The organism is Paenibacillus sp. CCS19 (assembly GCF_033239625.1).
Classification (GTDB): domain Bacteria; phylum Bacillota; class Bacilli; order Paenibacillales; family Paenibacillaceae; genus Paenibacillus_T.
Window position 1 is genome coordinate 16,236 of record NZ_BTCK01000046.1, and the last position, 20,993, is coordinate 37,228.

14 protein-coding genes are annotated in these 20,993 nt (G+C 52.3%); all 14 read right to left on the reverse strand.

The window, feature by feature from the left end:
* Positions 1-255: 255 nt before the first annotated feature.
* Positions 256-435: a hypothetical protein gene (locus tag SBI19_RS24075; RefSeq protein ID WP_317972070.1), complete on the reverse strand. Its 180-nt coding sequence runs from the start codon at positions 433-435 to the stop codon at positions 256-258.
* Between the two features lie 199 nt (positions 436-634).
* On the reverse strand, positions 635-1,600 hold the full coding sequence (locus SBI19_RS24080; protein WP_317972071.1) for an aldolase catalytic domain-containing protein: 966 nt from the start codon (positions 1,598-1,600) through the stop codon (positions 635-637).
* A gap of 234 nt (positions 1,601-1,834) precedes the next feature.
* The gene (locus SBI19_RS24085) at positions 1,835-4,273 is read right to left on the reverse strand and encodes a beta-mannosidase (RefSeq protein ID WP_317972072.1); all 2,439 of its coding nucleotides are present in this window, start codon (positions 4,271-4,273) and stop codon (positions 1,835-1,837) included.
* A 59-nt stretch (positions 4,274-4,332) separates the two neighbouring features.
* Complete coding sequence (locus SBI19_RS24090) at positions 4,333-5,430, reverse strand: SGNH/GDSL hydrolase family protein (RefSeq protein WP_317972073.1); 1,098 nt, start codon at positions 5,428-5,430, stop codon at positions 4,333-4,335.
* A gap of 32 nt (positions 5,431-5,462) precedes the next feature.
* Positions 5,463-7,724 carry a DUF5060 domain-containing protein gene (locus tag SBI19_RS24095; protein WP_317972074.1) on the reverse strand — a complete coding sequence of 754 codons (2,262 nt, stop codon included), beginning with the start codon at positions 7,722-7,724 and terminating at the stop codon, positions 5,463-5,465.
* 39 nt (positions 7,725-7,763) lie between these two features.
* Positions 7,764-8,792, reverse strand: a complete 1,029-nt coding sequence (locus SBI19_RS24100) for a carbohydrate ABC transporter permease (protein WP_317972075.1) — start codon at positions 8,790-8,792, stop codon at positions 7,764-7,766.
* Between the two features lie 29 nt (positions 8,793-8,821).
* Complete coding sequence (locus SBI19_RS24105; protein ID WP_317972076.1) at positions 8,822-9,724, reverse strand: carbohydrate ABC transporter permease; 903 nt, start codon at positions 9,722-9,724, stop codon at positions 8,822-8,824.
* Positions 9,721-12,294 carry a DUF5696 domain-containing protein gene (locus tag SBI19_RS24110; protein ID WP_317972077.1) on the reverse strand — a complete coding sequence of 858 codons (2,574 nt, stop codon included), beginning with the start codon at positions 12,292-12,294 and terminating at the stop codon, positions 9,721-9,723. The genes SBI19_RS24105 and SBI19_RS24110 overlap by 4 nt, the downstream gene beginning before the upstream one ends.
* Before the next feature lie 21 nt (positions 12,295-12,315).
* Complete coding sequence (locus SBI19_RS24115; protein ID WP_317972078.1) at positions 12,316-12,936, reverse strand: Yip1 family protein; 621 nt, start codon at positions 12,934-12,936, stop codon at positions 12,316-12,318.
* A complete protein-coding gene (locus SBI19_RS24120; protein ID WP_317972079.1) occupies positions 12,926-14,389 on the reverse strand; it encodes an NHL repeat-containing protein in 1,464 nt (487 codons plus the stop codon). Before SBI19_RS24120 ends, SBI19_RS24115 begins: the two co-directional genes overlap by 11 nt.
* Positions 14,390-14,407: 18 nt before the next feature.
* A complete protein-coding gene (locus tag SBI19_RS24125; RefSeq protein WP_317972080.1) occupies positions 14,408-15,280 on the reverse strand; it encodes a carbohydrate ABC transporter permease in 873 nt (290 codons plus the stop codon).
* A 4-nt stretch (positions 15,281-15,284) separates the two neighbouring features.
* Positions 15,285-16,157 carry a carbohydrate ABC transporter permease gene (locus SBI19_RS24130; RefSeq protein ID WP_317972094.1) on the reverse strand — a complete coding sequence of 291 codons (873 nt, stop codon included), beginning with the start codon at positions 16,155-16,157 and terminating at the stop codon, positions 15,285-15,287.
* Positions 16,158-16,274: 117 nt separating this feature from the next.
* Positions 16,275-19,211, reverse strand: a complete 2,937-nt coding sequence (locus tag SBI19_RS24135; RefSeq protein ID WP_317972081.1) for an extracellular solute-binding protein — start codon at positions 19,209-19,211, stop codon at positions 16,275-16,277.
* A 137-nt stretch (positions 19,212-19,348) separates the two neighbouring features.
* Positions 19,349-20,737 (reverse strand): extracellular solute-binding protein, encoded by a 1,389-nt coding sequence (locus SBI19_RS24140; RefSeq protein WP_317972082.1) that lies wholly within the window; start codon positions 20,735-20,737, stop codon positions 19,349-19,351.
* Positions 20,738-20,993 lie beyond the last annotated feature (256 nt).

Sequence of the window (20,993 nt, forward strand, 5' to 3'; positions counted from 1 at the left end):
TTCGATTGGTAAAATCTATTGGTCAATGTAACATGCCTAGGAATAGGGTGTCAACCCGTTTTAAGCGTATTCAGAAAGAAAAGATGCAAGAAGCCATCCTTCCCTCGTCCAAACTAGCAAACGCTTCCAATATTCGTTATCATTAATTAACACAAAACTTATACTATTGAACAGCTGCTGCGTCTCGACGGCGAGTATGAACAAATGTATCAGGTGCAGTCGAAGTGGTATGATTCCGATACTGCAGCGGTCTAACTAGTAGGCAGCCCATGCATCGCCTGCAGCGATGCATGGGCTACCTTTGTTGAATGCGCAATGCCGCGAGAACGACGCAATGCTGTAACGGACAGTGATGACGCTATTCGCCGCCCACACGTCAGCCGAGACGCTAACGGACCCAGACGACCTTAACAGCTCGTCTGATGCTCGAAACACTCGGAAATCAACCTAATAGCGCCTCCTGAGTCCGTTGCATCTGATAAAGAATGAGTAAATAAAAAGACTATTAGTGTCACTGTGGTGCGTTACATATGCTGCCCTTGGTCTGTGCATTGTTCAGCGCGGTATCGGATTAGATGAGGTATCGTTGGAACGAAAAAAGGGGTTGAGCCCATCGGCTCAACCACTCTTCATCTTAGTTCTTATGTGCGATTTCCGGAGTCGTCAGGCGGTCGTAGAATTCTACGACGCGGTCGCGCGCTTCCTTGTTGTCACGTTGTGCCATACCCGAGCGTGGATGCTCGTCCAGCATGCCCGTAACCATGTATTCCATAATGTAGCCCCACTCTTCTTTCTCGCGAAGCGGAAGCATGTATTTCTCGATCATGTCGAGCACTGGGCGAACGTTGTACTTCGCGTGCGGCAGGTGTGCCACGAGCAGTTCCGTGTTGCAGTTGCCTGCTGCGCGGCCCATGCCGTATACGGAAGCGTCGAGCAGCTCTACGCCGTTCTCTGCTGCAATGATCGTGTTAGCGAACGCAAGCTGCATATTGTTATGCGTATGAGCGCCGAGACGTTTGTTCGGCAGATGCTCTTTGAACTTGTTCACGAGGTAAACGTAATCGTTCGGCTTCAGGCTGCCGTACGAGTCAACGATATAAACAACGTCAACAACGCTCTCGCGAATCAGTTGGAATGCTTCGATAAGCTGATTATCCATAACGTTCGAGAGTGCCATAATGTTCAGCGTCGTCTCGTAACCGCGATCGTGGAAAATCTTCACCAAATCAAGCGCCTTGTCCACATCTTGGATGTAGCAAGCAACGCGAATCAGGTCGAGCATGCTCTCGCTGCGCGGCAGAATGTCGTTCTCATCAACGCGGCCGATATCGACAAGCGCCGACAGTTTCGTATTGCCTTTGTTCGGAATGACTTTGCGGAGGAAGTCATCGTCCAGGAAGCGCCAAGGACCTGCAGAATCTGCGCCTTTGAGCAGCTTCGGCGAGTTTTTATAACCAATCTCCATATAATCGACACCAGCTTCGTTCAAGCTGTTGTACAGATGTTGAACAAACTCAACGCTGAAATCCCAATTGTTTACAAGTCCGCCATCGCGGATCGTGCAGTCGACGATTTTGCAATTGTTATTCTTTGCACTCATACGTTTGATGCTCCTTATCGCTTAGCATTAGTTCTTTTTTTCCATCATACTTGAAATACCCCTCGAACGCAAAACATAAATCGACTTCTCACGCGTATTCCGACAGCGCGGCTTGGGTAAATGCATGCATGAAGCAAGAGAAAAACGGCCTCACAGGCTCACATGCCCGCACAGCCGTTTCTCCCTAACCTTCCTTATAGGGGTCGTTCAAAAAGTCCGCTTTTGAACACGTACTTAAATATATTCCGCAGAACGCACCGCTTCATTCAGACAGGTCGGCACGAGCCGCTCATCCGCCTTTAAGCCTTCAATTCGAATCGTTCTCGATTCACCGGCGCGCAGGTCGAAGTAATTGTCCGACAGCTTCGCCGACAAGTTCGGAAGGCACACATCCTTGGCGAACACATCGCTCGTAATGTTCGCAACGAGAACGCCGTCCTCCTCATGCTGCTCCAATCGCAGACTTGCGGGCTTCAGCGCAAGCTGATACGGCTTGCCGATCAGATACGAGTTGTCCGCCAGCACCTGACCGCCTTGCAGCAGCCGTACGAATACGACCGTGCGCGCTGGATCATGCCCGCCGAGCTGTATCGTGCTTACGCGAGTCGAACGGTATCCCGAACCATTGGCCTCCAGCTTGTCGGTACGGACAACCTGTTCATCGATAATATCGTAGAACGATACCTCGATTTCCCCTTGGAAATCGCCCTTCTCATGAACAAGGAACAAGCCAGCTTGTTCGTCGCCTTGTACGACACGCAGCAGCGCGTTCGGCGTCTGGAACGTCCGCTTCATGTAATAATAAGAAGGTTTCTTCACTTTATCGTAATCAACGATCGACCAGCTGATCGAAGGCCATAGATCGCTCCACTGCCAGATCAGCGCACCTGAGGTGTCCGGCATGCGGGAAATCCAATGCTCGACGCCAAGACGAAGCGCGTTCGCCTGCATGAGTTGATTCACATAGACGAAATCCCGTTTGTTCGACGGCAGCCGATAGTCGCCGACCGTGTAATAGAGCAGACGCTGCGTGCCGTTCGGCGCTTTCTGAATCACCTGGAACTTCGCGTGGCGCAGATCGGCCTCGCGGTCCACTTGATCCAGTACCCGTATGGACGGATAGGACTGCATACCAAACTCAGACAAGAATCGGCCGTTAATCGTCTGATAGTTCTCATAAGGGGATCCCTGACCCCATACATGCCAGTAATGCTGATCGCCATAGTCATTGTCATTATGGCCTTCATCGACCGAATAAGAAAACGGACTAGTTGGCCAGTACGGACGATTCGCGTCACGTGCACACTCATCAGCCAGCACTTCGAAATACAACTTCTCGCCATATCCATTCTTCCGCTTCTTACGGCTGTTCTCGACGAAATGCTGATTCTCGTTATTGCCGCACCAGAGCACAATACTCGGATGCTGATTGTACGTTTCGATGACATAACGAGCTTCTTTGCGGACAAGCTCGCAGAAAGCATCATCGTCTGGATAGTCGCCGCAGGCAAACATGAAGTCCTGCCAGACCATCACGCCTCGGCGGTCGCACTCCGCATAGAAATCCGGATTCTCGTAATACCCTCCGCCCCAGATGCGGATCATGTTCATGTTCGCTTCCACGATACCGTCAATCTCAGCAGCGTAATCCGCCTTGGTATCCAGACCCGGGTAGAGCGTGAGCGGAATCCAATTCACGCCTTTGCACAACATCGGAATGCCATTGACTTCAATGATGAACTTGCGTCCCTGTTTATCGTATGGCTGCTTGAGCGTAACCTCGCGCAGACCGATCTGACGCGACAACGCAGCCGTCTTGCAGTCGGCCGTTACCGCGGCCATCAACGTGTACATCGATTGATCGCCGTAGCCGATCGGGTACCAGCGCTTAGGCTTGTGTACAACGAGGGTCAGTGTCGTCTCCGTTCCGTCTTGCGACAGCTGCACCGAGGGCTCCGCTGTTTCTGCTACCAGCACATCGCCATCGTACAACTGACAGAGAATGTTCGCCTCGCGGCTGATAGCGCCAACAGCGGAGGCCGTAACGGTCACGTTAAGAATCGCCCGTTCTTCACTAAGGTGCGTGATGTTATACGTCAGATTATCGCTGCTGCAGCGCTCTTGCACTTCAATGTAAATCGGTTTATGAATACCAACCGTTACAAGACGGGGACCCCAGTCCCAGCCATACCCATATTGCGCCTTCCGACCGAACAAACGAGCCGGAATACCGTTCCACTGCAGCAGCGGATCGCCGAACTGCCGCTCCTTCTCTTGCAGCACCCGCGTTGGCGATGACAGGCGTACAACAAGCTCATTCTGCTGTTGTGCAGCGCCGCTAATATCAAACCGATGGGCAATGAACATATTGTCCGTCTGCCCAATGATCCGGCCATTGAGAACGACCTCGGCGTATGTATCGACACCTTCCATAACGAGCGTCAATCCGTCCGCGCTAAGCTGGTCGGCGGACAGTTCGAACGATCTGCAATACGTCCAATCATCGTGTTCCACCCATTCGACAATCGGCTCGAACAACGTCTCTTGCTCACTGGGAATTACGCCGGCACTCATCAAATCTTTCTGCACGAATCCGGGAACCTGGGCTGCGTATTGCTCACCTGTTCGCTCGTTGTTAAGCCGCCACTCACCGTTAAGTGCTATCTTCTTCATGGTTATCCTCACCCTCATTGCATGTATGCTTCTCTATTTATTGTATCTGTCTGCTAAGCCTAACTTATGACACCAATAATCGCTAGACGCAGGTTCGTACCTTTGTTATTCGCGCTGAAACCTAGGAACGTCTCCAGCTCAAGCTGATGGGAACCCGAAGCTAACTCATCGCTAATCGTCAGCAGCCGCAGCCAGCCGTCATTACCATTCCAGTCTGGACGTTCCAGCTCATAATGACGCCATTCACCGCCATCGAGACGGTATCGAATTTCAGCCGTTGCTTTACCGAAATCAATGCCGAGCGCAATGCCGCGTCCGACAAAAGGGATCGTCAATCGCGCCCCTGGCGCTGCCGTATCGAGCACCTGATCCACCCACTCATAATAGGGCCAACGACGAATCGTCCACGGACCTGTCGTCTGCGCCTCAGTGAGCGGCAGCGTGACGGCAGCCCCCCAGTGCAGTTGATTCATCGGCGCTGCCAATTGCCGATCCACTTGCAGTTCAACTGGCTGCGTGTCTAATGCCAGCTCCTGCTTCAAGTAATGAATGACGCTCTCACCGTATGCGAGACTTCCTCGGCTCGTCGGATGCAAATTGTCCGGCAGCCATTCTTCCCAGCGCATAAGCCCGCGCTGCACTTGACGCATCGCATACAGCCCCATCCATACGGAACCGACGCTATAATGCTCCGCCAACACTTCCAGCTCGGCTACCGAAGCAGGCTGCTCGCCAGCCAGCATCGGCTCGCACATATCCTGCGAGAAGGTATGAACGAGCACAACGTCACGCATGCCATCCTCCAGCAGCTGGCGAAGCAGCCCTTCACGCGTCCGCATCCTTCGTTCTGTGGCGACGTCATTATCGTTCACGGCATAATCGACGAAGACGATGTCGCAGCCGCGTTCGATTAAATCCCGCTTCGCTCGGAACACGGCCAGATCGCTGCCTGTCGCACCGATCGCAGCGTTCTCGACGATAATCCGAACACCAGGATAGGTGTCGACGAACCATGCGATGACCGGCTCTGGCCAATTATGTCTTGGACGGGCATCCGTAATCGAGCCGCCGATGAATCCAAGCGTCAGTTCGCCTTCCTCGATCGCCCGTTTCGTATTGGCTAGATCGCCTCGATGATTCCATATTTGAAGCTCCATTCCCGTCACCTCATTCCATCTTGATTCGATGATCATCGGACCGTTAAACGGAAAGCGATATCGCTGCGATCCGTAGCAGGCGCAGTCAGGGGCAGTGAGCCGGAACCATCCGGCTGTACTTTCTCTTTCTTCAACACTTCACCCGTCCATGGATCGATCCACTCTACCTTTGCAGCTTGCGAGCCCCATTCCGGGATCGTAATCGAATGGCCGCCGACGCTGCCTTCCGCTGCGATCTGCCAGCCATAGGATAACTTCTCGCCTACCATTATCCATGCACGACTATCCGGCTTCATGACTGTAAGCGGCTGTTTCGTGCTAAGCATCGGATGCCGTACACGGATCGTGACCGGATCAGCCTCATTCGGTGTCTGGCCCGCGTACACTTTCACACCCCAGCGCGCAATCGCATCCAGCGCTTCCTCTGGAATCGCTGCATCACGCCAGTAGTGTTCGGGCACATCCTTCAGAGGCACCGTAATCGTCGTCCACTCGCCGGCTTTCAGCTTCACCGACTGCGCATCGTCCGCCTCCGTCCAACTTCCCGACGGATGCAGCACAGCTTTCGCCAGCAGACCATCCACGCCAGTTCCATCCGCCTTCACTTCGAACGTAAAGGTATCGTAGCCTCTCCAATCCGACAATCCGCCGGAATTATCGTAGTAGCCTTGCGAGAACTCACCCGTCGCGAATCGCATTGGCACGCTTGCAACCCTATCGTCTCCGCTGCCCGTCACTTCCGCAGCAAATAAGGCACCTTGCGCATCCCTGTTCGCCGGCGCCCAATCGGGTACAGACCAAGCACTCGGGTCTCCCTCTTGCCCGATGAGCGCAATGGACGACGGCAGCGCCACTTCTACGCTTGGGGCGATTGCCTTGACCGGTTCCCTCTGCTCGTTGAAGTCAATTGGGCGAACGAATTGCGAGAACACCTTCATCTGTTCGAACATCGGATCGTCTACCTTCGTAATATCCCACCAGACCGGCGAAGAAGCAAGACCGTTCGCAAGCGCGACCCAAATCGCATTGTGATAAGCATTCACATCTGCTGCATTTCCTGTTTCGCCAATAATAAGCGGTTTCTCGTAGGACGCCCAACGCTTCTGGATGTCTTCAGCGAATGCTTCGTGACCAATATCGTAATAGTTCTCACGGTCGGATACATCGACGGTCTGGTACGCGTGATCCCAGTAATCCTCTTTGTTGCCTGCCATCGAGGCGCTCGTCGGACGGCGGTACGGATCATTTGCTGCAAAATAAGCATGAATCTTGGTCAGCCATTCATTCGCTTTCGCCTGATCCCCCAGCTGCCAGCCGTCCGTCCCGTTCATCTCGACGACGAGATCCCATACGCCAAGCGAGCGGCTGTAGCCCCAGCGCGCGATCATATAACGGTACAGCTTCTCTTGATACGCCCATGCGGCATCATTCGCATAGAAGTCTTTGGCTTCCCCAAGCGTGGAGTAAGCGTTCTGCGTCCATGTCGCAGGCCAGTTAATTTTATCAGCAAGCGAATCATGCGGCCATACAACGAAATTCATAATCAAATTACGCTTCTCGAAGCTGTCGAGCAGCTCGTCGACGCGTCTTCCTTTGGCCGCATCATAACGACCAATTCCGCTAGCGACCGATTCCAGCTGCTCCTTGCCGCCGCCGCTGCCCGAATGATCGTAATTGCCATTCCAATACGTAATGTAGTTGGCGCCGCTGTCTACTAGATCATCCAGCGTTGTTTCGGTAATCCCCCAAGGATAGGCGACGCCAACGCCGAAGAACGATGTGCCGTCGTTATACTGAAGGAACCGTTTATTCGTCTTGGATACTTCAATCCAGCCGTGATGCTCGGATGGTGTGACAGCGAATTTCCCGCCATCATGCGTGAACGTTCCGCTGCTGTCTTTCAACTGAATCGAATAGCTCCAGTCACCGATCTCGCTAGGGGAGAAGCGAATAAGCCAGTCACTTCCGTCATAGAAGCCGTTGATCGGCCAATCGATGCCGCTTGGCGATTGGAAAGTTGCGCTCAAATCGACTTCAGCTGGATCGTAAGGGTTGCTGTACACTGCGCTCAGATGAACAAGCAGCTCGAATTTATCATATCGGCCAACCTGCTCGGCATTCGGCGCAGCATCCTTAATGCCGGCTCTCTCTTCCGTTGTCTTCTGCAATGTCGTATACTCCTCCTCGCCCTTGCCGCGATCGCGCAGCAGCATGGCAGCTGAAACTGCGGCGATCACGACAACGACTGCTATGATGGTAACGGGAATGGCTGTGCGCCAAACATTACGCTTCATCTCGAACTCTCGCTCCTCTTCTGACTGACAGCAACCGTTTTAGCCGACAACGCCAGTACGCTCGACACTTTCTACGAAGTACCGCTGAACGAACAAGTACATGACTATGAGCGGAGAGATTGCGATAAGCAATCCGGTATCGACAATCATGGCAACGTAGTTCGGATCCGGTTTCGCGTTAGGGTCGGCGCCGCCATAGATGACGGTCGAAATATACACCCCTGCGTTGCCCGGCAGCGCCGCAATCTGCGACGGCATGAGATGCATGTCGCTCATGAACATCGAGTTGTAGAACGTATCGTTATACTGCCAGACGAAAGCGAACAACATAACCGTAATCAGCGGCGGAACCGCATTCGGCAGCATGATACGGAAGAACGTCGCAATGCCTCCCGCTCCATCGATCAGCGCGGCCTCTTCGATCTCTGCCGGCATACCGCGGAAGAACTGACGGAAAATATAAATGAACAACCCTGCCTTTAACCCGTTAGCCGTAGCCGACAGAATCGTAGACGGCCAGTACGAATTCATCAGGTTAATGCCATCCTTACCGGTGATAAGCGTCACAAGGTTCAGAAAATCGAAACTCCGGAAGTGGAGATAAGTCGGTACCATAAGCGTCTCTGCCGGAACAAGAATCGTTAGGACGACAAGCCCGAACAATAGATTGCGCCCCGGAAACGAGAACCTGGCGAATCCGTATCCCGCAAGCGCGCAGGAAGCGGTAGTCAGAACCATCATCGACACGACAAACAGCAGCGTGTCCCAGAGTGTCGGGAAAAACTTCAATACTTTAAGCGCAATTTCAATATTACTGAACGTAAAGTGCTTCGGCACAATAAAGATGGTCGGATCGAAAATATCGTCTCTCGACTTAAACGCTACGGATAATTTCAACAAGAGGGGATATACGATTATGAACGAAATGCCGATGATGAGCACATACCGGAATATCGACCATACCAGCTCCCCGGCTCTCGTCCGAACCCGATGGGCCTGACTGCTGTGCAGCAGTGTGTCGGAACTTAACCCATCCTTGAGCTGAGTAATTCGTTTGGTCAGCTGCATGAATCACGCCTCCTTCGAAGCTGATCGCGTTAATTGTAATAGAATACTTTTCTGCTAATGAGATATCCGATGACGAAGAGCAGGAGTGCTGCCACGAGCGTATACAGCCATGACATCGCGGCGCTCAAGCCGAAGTTCTGCGATGTGAACGCCGTCCTGACAATCGTCCTCGTCACCGTACTGTCCGTGAACGAATCGATAATGGTGTAGATGACGTTCGTTAAGATAAGCGGGCTGACCATCGGGAACGTAATTTTCCAGAAAGTCTCGTAAGCCGTCGCCCCTTCGATCTTGGCAACCTCATACATCGAACCCGGAATCGACTGCAGCGCTGCTAGGAAAATCAAAATCTGCACGCCGCTCGCCGTAATAATCTCGTAGATCCGGTCAACGGCGTTAAGCAGATAATCAACGGCCCATAACGGCGCTCCGCCTTCTAACAACGTATCGACGAGAGGCATCATATCGAACATCGCCGAAGCGCCTTCCATCTGCTCCGCGGTCGTCGAATCGCCGATCAGATTAATAAGTCCTTGCGCTTCCGCTGCCGCTACAGCTCCGGACGCCAGAATAACCGGCAGGAAGAACATGGCGCGGGCTAATCCGCGGCCTCTGAATTTCTGATTCAACAACGTCGCGCAGAACAAGCTGAAGAATAGAATAAGCGGGACGTTGACGAGCATATTGATGACGGATTCCGTTAACTGACGATTGAAATTCGCATCAATGAACAGTGCGGTATCGAAGTTGCTCCAGCCGACATTCTTCAGCGTGAATCCGCCAGGTACAAGCTCAAGCTTCGTGAAACTGAATTTGATCGATTGAATTAACGGAACCGCAAACAAAAAAATGAATCCGATCAGCCAAGGCGACACGAAAGCGAAGCCGAGGATTGATCTTCGCCTCTTCAACGTCATTGGAGGCATCTTCATGCGCCTTCACCGCCCATTACATAATTATTGGAGTCGATCGAAACGCCGTCTACGGTGACGGCAGTATCATTGTAGTTCACCGTAATCGTCGTACCGTTCCCGAACGTCGATCGATAGACGCCTTCTTGGAGCTTCTCATGATTCGTCATCGGCACGGAACGCAGCGGAGCAAGCACCTGATCTGCCTTCTTGTACAGGTCTGCGGCTTGGTTCAACCAGTCGGTATACTGCGTCGCATACCAGTAGTCAAACTTCGTAAATTTGAATGCCGTCGAAGACTCATAGGTCCATACGAATCTTGGCGAAGCGCCGTATTCAAGCAGCTTGAGCAGCTGGTTCGATGGATTCTGTTCCGTCGATTGATTGATAGGCTCGCCGCTATAGTCCGCATAACCGTGCATCACGAGCTCATAGAATGGCACGCTCTCATCCGTAATATTGAAGCCGCTGGATGACATGGGAGCATCAATAATATGAGAAGCATATGGCAGCGAGTAGCTGTTGCCGCCTTCCACCATCAGATCCGCATATTCCGAATGCAGAGAGCTGAACCCATCAGCAGCGATCGACTTGGCCGTCTGACGATTCACCACTCGACTGGCGCGATAATCGCCGTTCAGCTCTTCTCCTAAGTCGCGAAGCGACAAGGAGCTAAGTCCCAGCTTGTTATAACGCGACGAGAAACGATCGATGAAGGCCGGCAGCTTCGACGGTGACAATAAGTAGAAGAGGCCCAAATCTTCATCCATCCGATTCAAAGCGCGATTAATCGGCGCCTGCAGCGCAACTTCCCGCGTCGTAAACCGAGCTGCGTCGGAAGATGGCGCGAAACCAAGCGTATCCTCGTACACGTGCAGGAATGCCGTATCCGGGTACAAACCGCCCCCGCTGCTCTTCAGCTTTTCAGCTAGTTTCTTGAAGGCCGTCGTGCCTCCCAGCTTGCCGAGCGGCTTCGCAGCCGAAGGCTCGTGATAGACGCCGCCCGCCGACCATCCAAGCATGCGCATTCGGATATTGTTGATGCCCTGCGCGTTCATTTCATCCGCCATTATGCCTGCTTGCTTGAATGTCGTTACAGCGTTCAATGCTTCATATGGAACGCCCAGTATCGATTTGGTCTTCGTCGTTGCGCCAACGACGTCAACATAGAACGGAAGCTTATCATCGCTTGCTGTCAGCGGCTGCAACCCCGCTCCATCTGCCAGCGTGCTGCGATATTCGGCGGCGATACCCGCGTAATTCGCATTCGCCCCATTCAGGAATCCATAGGATACTTGAATGTCACCGGCATACAACGATTTGGTCAGGATCGGAATTTCGCTTTCTTTGCCGCCCGAGTACATGAACAGACTGTCTTCCGCTCTTACTTGGAAGCTCGCATAAGCATGATTGTACGAATTCGTCTTGCCCGAAATATCAGCGTTAATACTAGCAAGCGCCTCGCCCTTATCGATAATGCCATACCAAGCGGTATCGCCCGATTTCATACCGAACACCGGCAATCTGGCGCTCTCGCTCACCTGTGACCTGCGCGTCGAATTGTCCGTATGGTCTTGGCCATATACAACCTGCGAGTAGTGATCGTCATTGATCTTGCCGTTATTGAAATAAATCAGGCTTCCCGATCCATCCGGCACGAGAATATATCCTTGGTCCGCTGTACCCGCCGCGCCGAAGAAATTCATCAGTTCGATCGCGCGTAAAGTGAAGCCTTTCGTTTCTTCAATCGAACCAACGGGAATGCGGACAGATAGCCGGCCATCGTTCAGACGATATTCGAGCGTTACGACGAATTTGGCCTTCGCATTGCTTGCGCTGCCGCCGTCTGCACCGTTCTCCGCATTGTCCGCAGCTAGATCTTCTTCCGAATAGTCGGCCTTGGCGAAGGCGTCGACCATTTTCTTGAGGACGAGCTCCTTCTTAACTTGATCCTCGAGCAGTTCAAGGACTTCAGGGTTCGACTTCGATGGATAATAACGATTCGCCACATACCCCGCAGTCGCTTCATCCAGCTTATCGAGCACCTTCTCCTGCAGACGCGTTTTACTGATCAGCTTCGGCAGAGCGGCAACCCCTTTGGAGCTGTCGCCCACTGTGTAAATAACGCGAACGCCGTCCTTGATCGACTCTACCGTAAACTGCTTCTTCTCCACGCTGTCTGCGTAGCTGCCGAACGTTACTTCGTTCATGACTTTGTCGCGGAACGACAACATGAATTGCGAGTTCATCGTTCCTTTCTCGAACGGTTGAGCTTTGCTGTCCTCATTCGCTCCAGTAGGATTGGAGTACCACACCTGCCCGCTCTTCAACTGCTTGATTGCAATTTGCGCATTGTCAGGATTGAAATATAAGCCAAGCTCATCATCCTGCGCGGCCAGCGACATGCCCGGCACCCCGCCAGTCGAGTCTTTCAGAGGCATATATGCGGTTCCAGCTTCAGGCGCTGCTGCATCTACATTGGCTATAGCCGCCGTTACAGGCGCTCCTCGGTTAAGCAGCTTGTAGCCTCCCCAGCACAGCCCGATCAGGACTAGGACGACAAGCAGTGAATAGATCGTTTTTTTACGCATAACTGACTGTGCCGCCCCCTTCTAGTTCCGGAATATTAGCTCGTAGTAGATGCTGTAAACAAACCCGATAATTTGTTGAATGAGACTGAACACCAACATGCCGAGGAAAACGATAATCGCCATGACCACAATCGTCAGCAGCATCGTCACGATCGTCTTAGCCGCTGTATATTGATGGACGGTCATCATCCCGACAAACAGGAGCCATATGAACCACAGTCCGGCGAACGAATTCAACAGGTAAAAGAAAGACGACTCCTCGTTCGTCAAGAAGTTGCTCATCAGCGTTGTCGGATAATAAATTAGGACAAGCGGCGTCAGTGCATATGCCGTCGTAATCATAATTTCTTTCAGTCTGCCTTCCCCGTCGAGCAGCGTCGTAACGGACCAATTGCCTAGACACCATAGGACGAAAGGCAGCAGAATGTATTTGAACTCATCGATGCTATTCAAGTACCTTGGATCGTTGAAGTTCACGAGAAAACCGGAAAATTGCTTCTGAATAATGACCGCAACGATGAGAAGGACCAGAATGAGCAGCGCGACAAGCCCTTTGCCCTTCTTCTCGTATTTCATATCCCAGAAGCCGTCGAACGGACGCACGATGACATGGAGCGGAAATCGAAGCCACTCAACCTTCATGTGAAATCAACCTCCTTCGTCTGCGATAACGGGCCGCCATCCAAGCCGTCCATGACGTTAGCGCTATTACTAGAACCACGGTCATTGCCTGGCCAAAATGCTCTTTGATCACTTCGCGACGATACCTCTTGTAGGCAACGGAATAATCCTTGCGATCCATCCCCAGCTTGAAGTACGTCATCGCTTCCTTATTGCGCTTCTCCATCAAATACGATTTGCCGATTCCGATATAGGCGATATCGTAGTTGCTGTTCAGCTTCAGAACCTGCTGCCACACTTTAACCGCCTCTTGGTCCTGCCCATCATTATGGAGCGCAACCGCCTTATTGACCGCGCTGCCGAATGCAGTTGGCCGGAATTCCACGATCCTTCCGCGGCCTTGGTCCAATACGACCACTCGATCTCCGATCGCTTCGATCGCAACCGGAAGCTTGAATGTACCTAATTGGTTGCCTTTACCCCCGAATTCGTACAGCAGATTGCCTTCCTCGTCATAGGTGAAGATGCGGGAACGAAACGAGTCCAGCACGCTGTACATGCCGGCATCGCGAACCTTGACATCCACGAGCTGCGACGGTCCTCCGTCATTGCCCATCTGCCGATATCGAATATCGCCTTTGACCGGGAAATACCCGTATCGCTTCAGGACATCGTCGCCGGAAGGGCTGATCCGCTTCACAGGCGTGTCGGAGCCAGGGTCGATGTTCGTTGCGTATACGAAGCCTTTGCTGTCGATATCGACGTTCGAGAACTCCGTCGGAATGAACAGCACCATCTTCGCGCGCTGCGCCTTGGTCGCGTACAGCCGCCATGCGTAATCGGCGGCGTTCGGCTGGACCTTGTTCGTTCCGACGAATCCGATGAAAGTGCCGTCCGAGTCGAATTGAACGATACCTTCAAAGACGCCTCGGGTAACGACATAAACGCGCTTCGCACGATCGACGGTCAGCTTGAGCGGCACAAACTCGAAATTCGATGCAAGAATATCCGATTGGGGTTTCTCGATGATGCCGGCCAGCTGGCCATTCGCATGAAGCATAACGACACGTTTATTCTCCGTGTCTGCGACATAAATCGTTCCGTCTGCTGCTACGAACAAACCTTCTGGTTTGTTGAAGCTATCCTGCTTGCCGTTGTTATCGAATCCGGCAATGACGTTCTTAAGCTTCCAGTTACGGTCCGTCACGACGATTCGATTATTGCCTCTGTCCAGCAAGTAAACGTTGCCGTTCTCGGCCGCGTACATATCAGACGGCTCAAGGAAATTACCGATGCCTAGCGCTTCTCCTGTGATCGAACGGGATGGCATATAGGCTTCAGGCGAAGGAACCGCATCTCGCCAATAGTTATAGTTGTAACTCTCGTACGGGGCGGACGCCTCGGCGGCCGGCGCAGCGCCCGTTACAAGCATGACGATCGCCGCAAGGACGATCAGCATTCGTCTTGAACGCATGAACATTCCTCCAGCTCTTTAGTCTTTCATACCTGAAGTAGCCATCGTCTCGATGATTCGGCTCTGCGAGAATATGAACAAGGTAATCGGCACGCTCATCAGCAGCAGTGCGACGGCAGCGCCTACGCCTGCCCGGGCGATACCGCCTTGAATGATCTGGGTTGAAGCGTAATGCAGTGATTTCAACTGCTCGCTATAGATAAAGCCGTTGCCGTCCGAGCCCCACAGCAGCTGGAACAGCAGAATAATAAGCGTGAGCCATGCCGGTTTGACGTTCGGCATTATGATGGACCACCAGATCCGATATTCGCTTGCTCCATCGATCTTCGCTGCCTCCAGCAGCGCATCCGGAATTTGTTCAATGAATTGCTTCATTAAATAGAGTCCAAGCGGGAAAGCGAATGCAGGTACAATAACCGCCCAGTAAGTGTTGATCATGCCGAGCCAGGACATAATCATGTAGTTCGGAATCGCTGTAACCGCCGGCGTGAACATCAGGGACAAGACAACAACCGTGAACATGATCCCTTTGCCTGGAAAACGGTGCTTCGCAAGCGGATACGCTGCTGCGGACGCAAGCAGAACGTGCCCGACGATGCCCATTCCCGTAATAAAAACCGTATTAAAAATGTAACGCGTGAACGGCACCCACGAGTTGCCGAGCAAGTTGATCAGATCTGTAAAGTTGCTCATCGTCGGATTGCGAACGAACAACCGCGGCGGGAACAAGAATATCTCGTCCAGCGGTTTGAATGCATTGTTGATCGCATAGATGAGCGGCAGCACCATGAAGGCGCCGAAGCCCGCCAGCAGAACAAATAGCGATACGGTTCCTGCGAATGAACGGTTTACCCGCTTCTTCCGCGGCAGCAGCCTTAACGTCATATTCATCCGTTCATTCACCAACCTTCCGCAGCAGTTTTTGCACGATCAAGTTCGTGCCGACCATCAGCATAAACAGAACGGTAGCGATCGCCGAAGCGTACCCCATCTCGAAACGAATCGTACCGAAGTCGATCAAGTGGGTAACGATCGTCTCGCCGGCGTAGTTAACGCTCGGGAAGCCCGCCAAGTAAATCGAAACATCAGCTACGGCGAATGAGGTCGTCAACTGGATAACGGCGCCGAACATAAGCTGCGGACGCATCGATGGAAGGGTAACATACCACAGCTCCTGCCAGCGGTTGCGAACTCCGTCGACCGCAGCAGCTTCGTACAATGTCTTGTCAACTGTCTGCAAACCGGCAATGAAGGCAAGGAATCCGGTGCCAAGAGACAACCACAGCTGTACGAGAATCAGAATCGGCAGAATATATTGTTCTGTCTTCAGCCATTGAATCGGCTCGTAGATGAATCCGAATTTCATGAGCAGGCCGTTCATAATACCGTAACGGTCACCGGAAAAGATGATCTGCCAGATGAAAAAAATGTTGCCTGAGATCGATGGCGCGTAGAAGATGAGCGTCATGAGCGCGCGCACCTTCGGCGACATTTCGTTAATAATCCATGCAAAGACGAAGCAGGCAATATAGCTGAGCGGTCCGGTAATGGCTGCGAAGAGCATCGTGTTCTTAATCGCGATCAAGAAAACGTCATCATCCAGGAACAACCGTGAATAGTTCTGCCACCCGATAAAACGCGGAAACTCCAGCATGTTGAAATACGTAAAGCTGATCAGCACTGACATGACGACCGGGAGTACAGTGAATAAGGCGAAGAGCAGCATGTAAGGCGCGAGCAAAATATACGAATGCTTGCTCGTCTTCATTTGCCGTCTGAGCTCTGCCAGTTTCGTCCGTTTGACGCGCTGCGTCTCGGAAGAGGACCGTTCCGTCTGCAAGCCCGTCTCTACTTTAGACAAAGATGTCATTCCGGCATCCTCCTTCTAATTCGGCAGTCCGAATTCGGTCCGCTTCGTGCGGATTTCGTCTTGAATGTACTGCACGTAATCCATGAGCGACTCTCTCGCTTCCGTCTTGCCGTTCACGACTTGATAGAATGCGTTGACCAGATGGCGTCCTGTGAAATACCCGCCCGGAACCTCCGGCACGCCTTTCACCGTAGCGAATTGCTCCGACAGATTGCGGTAGTCGGTAATCGGCCAAGGCAGTTCATCGAGCGCTTCAATATTCGCCGTCGGATAACGCGCAGCAGCGCCCATCAGACCTTCCATCTCACGGCCGAACTTGGTTTGCGCCTCGCTGCTGGTCCACCATTTCATAAACTCCCATGCGGCTTCCTTGTCCTTCGCCTGCTGCATCATGACAACGCCGCTGCCGCCGCTCGGAACGGTGCGGTCGAGCGACCCATCAGCCTGCACCGTTCCCGGCACAGGGACGAACTGCCACAATCCATTGATTTCCGGCGCGAATACAGAAAGCGTATTGTACATCGTATAATCAGCTATTCCGATCGGCATCTCGCCCGTACGGAAGCGGTTCGCGAAATCGAACTCTCTCGGCAGCTTGTAGTCGGTATAGAACTCCGTCCACTGTTTGAATGCCTCGATACCTGTTCTCGAGTCCAGATCCGACTGTTTGCTGTCATTGCGATAGAATTGTCCGCCGTGCTGGTAGAGCAGCAGCGTGTAGATCGAGTTCGGCGGGATGTTCTCGCCTGGGAAAGCCGGCGTCAGCGTGAGCGGAAGGCCGAAGTCCATATGCTTCTTATTCAGCACCGCCAGCAGGCTGTACACATCGTCCCAAGTTTGCGGCACTTTCAACCCCAGTTCCTGCATCACGTCTTTGCGATAGAACAACATGTTGAAGGTTTGCGTCTCCGGCAGCGCGAAAGTACCTCCTTCATAGTGATATGGGGTAATCGCACTGTCTCGGAATCGCTTCATGACATCATCGAAGCCTGCATACTTCGTTAAATCTTCTACCGCATTACGCATCGCATAGTTAACGGGAATGTCGCTGCCTACCTGCATCGCAACGTCCGGTCCCTGCCCCGCTAACGTTGCAGGCAGCAAGGTCGACATATTAACTAATTCCACATTGACGCTGATGCCTGTCTTCGGCGTGAAGCTGTCGTCGATCATCGACTTCAACGTTTGCGCCTGATCTCGTCCGCTGCCGATCCATACCGTTATGGAGCGATCCGTGCCTGCCGCAGCGACGCTGCCGATTTTGCTATAGTCGATAAAGAACGAGTACAAGAAGGTCATCAGCTCATGCAGCAGCTTGCGCCACCATGAAGATCCGCCCTTCGGAAGCTTCTTATCTGGCGAAGCAACATAGATGGCGTCGATCTCCAGCGGCATCTCTCTGGCCCGTTGAATCCAAGTGCCGAGACCGCCTGCATTCGTCTTGAATGAGGTTAACTGCTTCGGAATGTAGTCCGGCCGATCGACCATATCGTCAAGCTGATCCGCCATCGTCTTGAGCAGCGCTTCCGCGTCGCTCTGTCCGCCCGACATCTCTTTCAACTGCTTCGCAATCGATGAGAGACGCTCGCTCTCTTCTTTGAATACTTCAAGCAGCGACGGAATTTTCTCTTCCACTTTATAGTCGCGGAACGGGTCAGGCGAACTGCTGGTGATCATCAGTATTTTGCGGTACATCGCGTTCAGGTTGAGCAGACTTGATTCAACTTCACGAATAAACGGTGCGAATTGGCCCAGCCGGTCTTCCAACCGGAGCTCATGCTTGCCTTTCGTGAGATAAAACTCATACGGCTCATCCCCGCCAAGCACATCCATCCGATAGCCGTTCTTATACTTGAATGGAATCTCTTCCATTTCTGCGAATGGCACCTTGCCGTCGATGGACAACCGCCGCACGGCATAAGTGCCGCGCACAAAATTTTGCTGCGTCCGCATGCCGATTTTATAAAGTCCCGACTCCGGAACGTCTATTTCCCAGGAAATCCACTGCCCCGGCAGACGCCAGTTGTACCCGCCAATCGTATTGACCTTCACCTTCGATGCGCTGTACGGAGAAACGGACGCGCTCGCTCGTTCACTTACCGGATACAGCGTTGGCGAAGATTTGTAGGCGGCTGCTTCACCTTGTATTTCAATAAGCTGACCTTCCGCTGCACGGTAGCCCTGCTTCTCATATTCCGCTTTGACGTCCGCATACGTTCGAGGTTGTTCAATCGGCACGAACGATAATTCTCGTATTACCATCGGCTCTCGCTGCGAGACGAAGGAGAGCGTATGAGTGCCCGCTGTCAAATGAAACGCGAACGGCTGGTCATACTTACCGTCCATATCCTGCGCAAGCGTCGATTGCCAGATTGGCGACTCTACCTGCTCCGGACGGATATCGTTGCCCTGATTATCCTGCCGAACTTCTTTCAACTCATTGACCCATGTACGATCGAATTTCACATAGGTCGCTTCGTAGAACGGAAGTTTACCGTCAATTAGAATCGAACGCTGAATCGCGGAGCTTTTGCCTTCAATCGGAAAATAATCGACAGACAAGTTATACTGGCCTGTCTCCGGAACGTTGAACGTCCATTCAATCGTTCCTTCTTCGGCCGTAACGATCGAGGCACCTTGCATCCCTTCGTAATTATCCCGCTTCTCTACCGTCATCCCTTCCGCCTTCGAGTAGGAGGAAGCCGGTATAACAATTGGGGTGGACGGATTCGTATCATTCGAATAACTGTCTATGTATTCGTTATATGGCAGTCGATCATCGAACGAAGCGAGCGTATCAAGCGAGTCCGCATCCGCTGCGACCTCTGTTTGCGCCCCATTCGCTTCGGCCGATGCTGGCAAGGCCGCTGCCGATATGGCAACAGATCCAGCCAACAGAACAGCAACCGCGCTGCACATCCATTTTTTAACTCGCCGTATATCCTTGCCCATTCCGATCAGCCCCCCATTATGACTGAGACCCCCATCACGGATGGAGGTCCCAATCATCCTCATGGAATTGTCTTAGAAATCGTGTTCAAAAAGTTCGGTTCGGTTTACGGCGGACTTTTTGAACTACCTCTTAAGCCTTATTGCTTACCCAGGGCGTCCATCGCCGCCTGCGCTTCCTGCTTATGCTTCTCAACTGCTGCAGTTACCGACACATTGTTATTCAGAATCTCTTCCATAACGGTGTAGTAAGGGTAGTTTGCATACGCTTCGTCAAGCTGTACCATGCCCGTACCCGCGATATGTTGAACTACCATATCGATGTCTTCTTGCGTTTTGTATTTGCTTTCCAGATAATCTTGGCTTGGATACTCTTCGATTGGCGGAATGTTGTACAGCTCTTCGAAGATTTGGTATACGATGCCTGGGTCTTTAACGCCTTTAGGGATTACATAGCCGTTACTCGCATTATCCGAGAACGTAGCTTCTTTCGTGCCGCTAGGTCCAATCGGGAACGGTACGATACCGAAGTCCAATGTCGTGTCGCCCATCATCCATTCAGCGCCCGCCCACATTGCGGAGTCGCCGTCTTTGAACGTGTCGCGCTCTGACCATTCCGTTTTCTTGCCGCTTTTCACTTTAACAACTTTATCTACGTTCCACATTTTGTTAATCAGCTCGAGTGCGGCTATCGTCTTCGGATCCGTCAGGCCTTCTTTGCCCGTTGCATCATCCGCGATTTTGGCGCCGTTCGTCGATGCCAGATGGCGTCCAAGCTCGGAAGACCATCCTGCATAACCCCAACGATCGATCTTGCCGTCGTTGTTCGTATCCTTCGTTGCGAGCTTAGCAACCTCGAGGAATTTGTCCCAGTTCCATTCGCCGTTGTTATACAGCTGCTGCAGATCTGGAAGGCCAAGCTCTTTGAAGATGGCGCGGTTGTACATGAGGCCCCAGCCTACATTGCCTGGCGTATTGAACATGTACTCTTCGCCCGCAATCGGTTTCATTTTTTGCATCAGCTTGTGAGCATTGTTAATGTCGCTGTCGCTCGTCGTGAACTCGCTCAATTTATATAGTTGACCCGACAGCGCAGAGTTGAGCGCATCCTTCGCCTCAACAATGCTTACGTCCGCCATAGGCGTACCTGCGATGATCCCAGCCGTATACTGCTTCTGATAGTCGCCGTAAGGAACGTTCAGGTAGTTGATCTTGACGTTGTACTTCTTCTCTACTGCAGCCTTCTGATCAAGAAGCGCTTTGCTGGAAGCCGTGTCGCCTGCTGGCGTCAGATCCCACCAAGCAGAAAGCGTAATCGTACGACCGCCGAGATCGATTGGATCTTCAACAACCGCTTCAGGCTCATCCGTAACTGCTTCTTCTTTAGCCGGCTCTGTCGTTGTTATTGCCGTATCCGTTTGTTTCGTTTCTTCCTTGGTGCCGTCATCCTTGCTGCTGCTCGAACAAGCAGCAAGCAATACAAGCAACAAGCACATTACCGAGATTGAAAGCACTTTCATTTTTTTCATTACAACTTCCTCCCTCATAAGTGTTGCGCAGCAATTACAACCATCCATCGCGACGCGGCTCAAACCGTTTCTGTAGACGCATGATGTGTGATGACTTGCGAAACAACGCCGGGCTTGCCCCCTCACAGTGGTCGGCGCACTAACGCAAATGCCTTCACAAAATATTGTATTCCTAATTTTGTGATTGGAAATAAAAACATTTGCAAAACAATATTAGCATTCAATTCGAATTATCGTCAATCTGTTTTTTATATTT

Coding starts and splice junctions, on each gene's coding strand:
- SBI19_RS24080 (WP_317972071.1), bottom strand. CDS start 1,600: ATGAGTGCAAAGAATAACAATTGCAAAATCGTCGACTGCACGATCCGC.
- SBI19_RS24085 (WP_317972072.1), bottom strand. CDS start 4,273: ATGAAGAAGATAGCACTTAACGGTGAGTGGCGGCTTAACAACGAGCGA.
- SBI19_RS24090 (WP_317972073.1), bottom strand. CDS start 5,430: ATGGAGCTTCAAATATGGAATCATCGAGGCGATCTAGCCAATACGAAA.
- SBI19_RS24095 (WP_317972074.1), bottom strand. CDS start 7,724: ATGAAGCGTAATGTTTGGCGCACAGCCATTCCCGTTACCATCATAGCA.
- SBI19_RS24100 (WP_317972075.1), bottom strand. CDS start 8,792: ATGCAGCTGACCAAACGAATTACTCAGCTCAAGGATGGGTTAAGTTCC.
- SBI19_RS24105 (WP_317972076.1), bottom strand. CDS start 9,724: ATGAAGATGCCTCCAATGACGTTGAAGAGGCGAAGATCAATCCTCGGC.
- SBI19_RS24110 (WP_317972077.1), bottom strand. CDS start 12,294: ATGCGTAAAAAAACGATCTATTCACTGCTTGTCGTCCTAGTCCTGATC.
- SBI19_RS24115 (WP_317972078.1), bottom strand. CDS start 12,936: ATGAAGGTTGAGTGGCTTCGATTTCCGCTCCATGTCATCGTGCGTCCG.
- SBI19_RS24120 (WP_317972079.1), bottom strand. CDS start 14,389: ATGCGTTCAAGACGAATGCTGATCGTCCTTGCGGCGATCGTCATGCTT.
- SBI19_RS24125 (WP_317972080.1), bottom strand. CDS start 15,280: ATGAATATGACGTTAAGGCTGCTGCCGCGGAAGAAGCGGGTAAACCGT.
- SBI19_RS24130 (WP_317972094.1), bottom strand. CDS start 16,157: ATGAAGACGAGCAAGCATTCGTATATTTTGCTCGCGCCTTACATGCTG.
- SBI19_RS24135 (WP_317972081.1), bottom strand. CDS start 19,211: ATGGGCAAGGATATACGGCGAGTTAAAAAATGGATGTGCAGCGCGGTT.
- SBI19_RS24140 (WP_317972082.1), bottom strand. CDS start 20,737: ATGAAAAAAATGAAAGTGCTTTCAATCTCGGTAATGTGCTTGTTGCTT.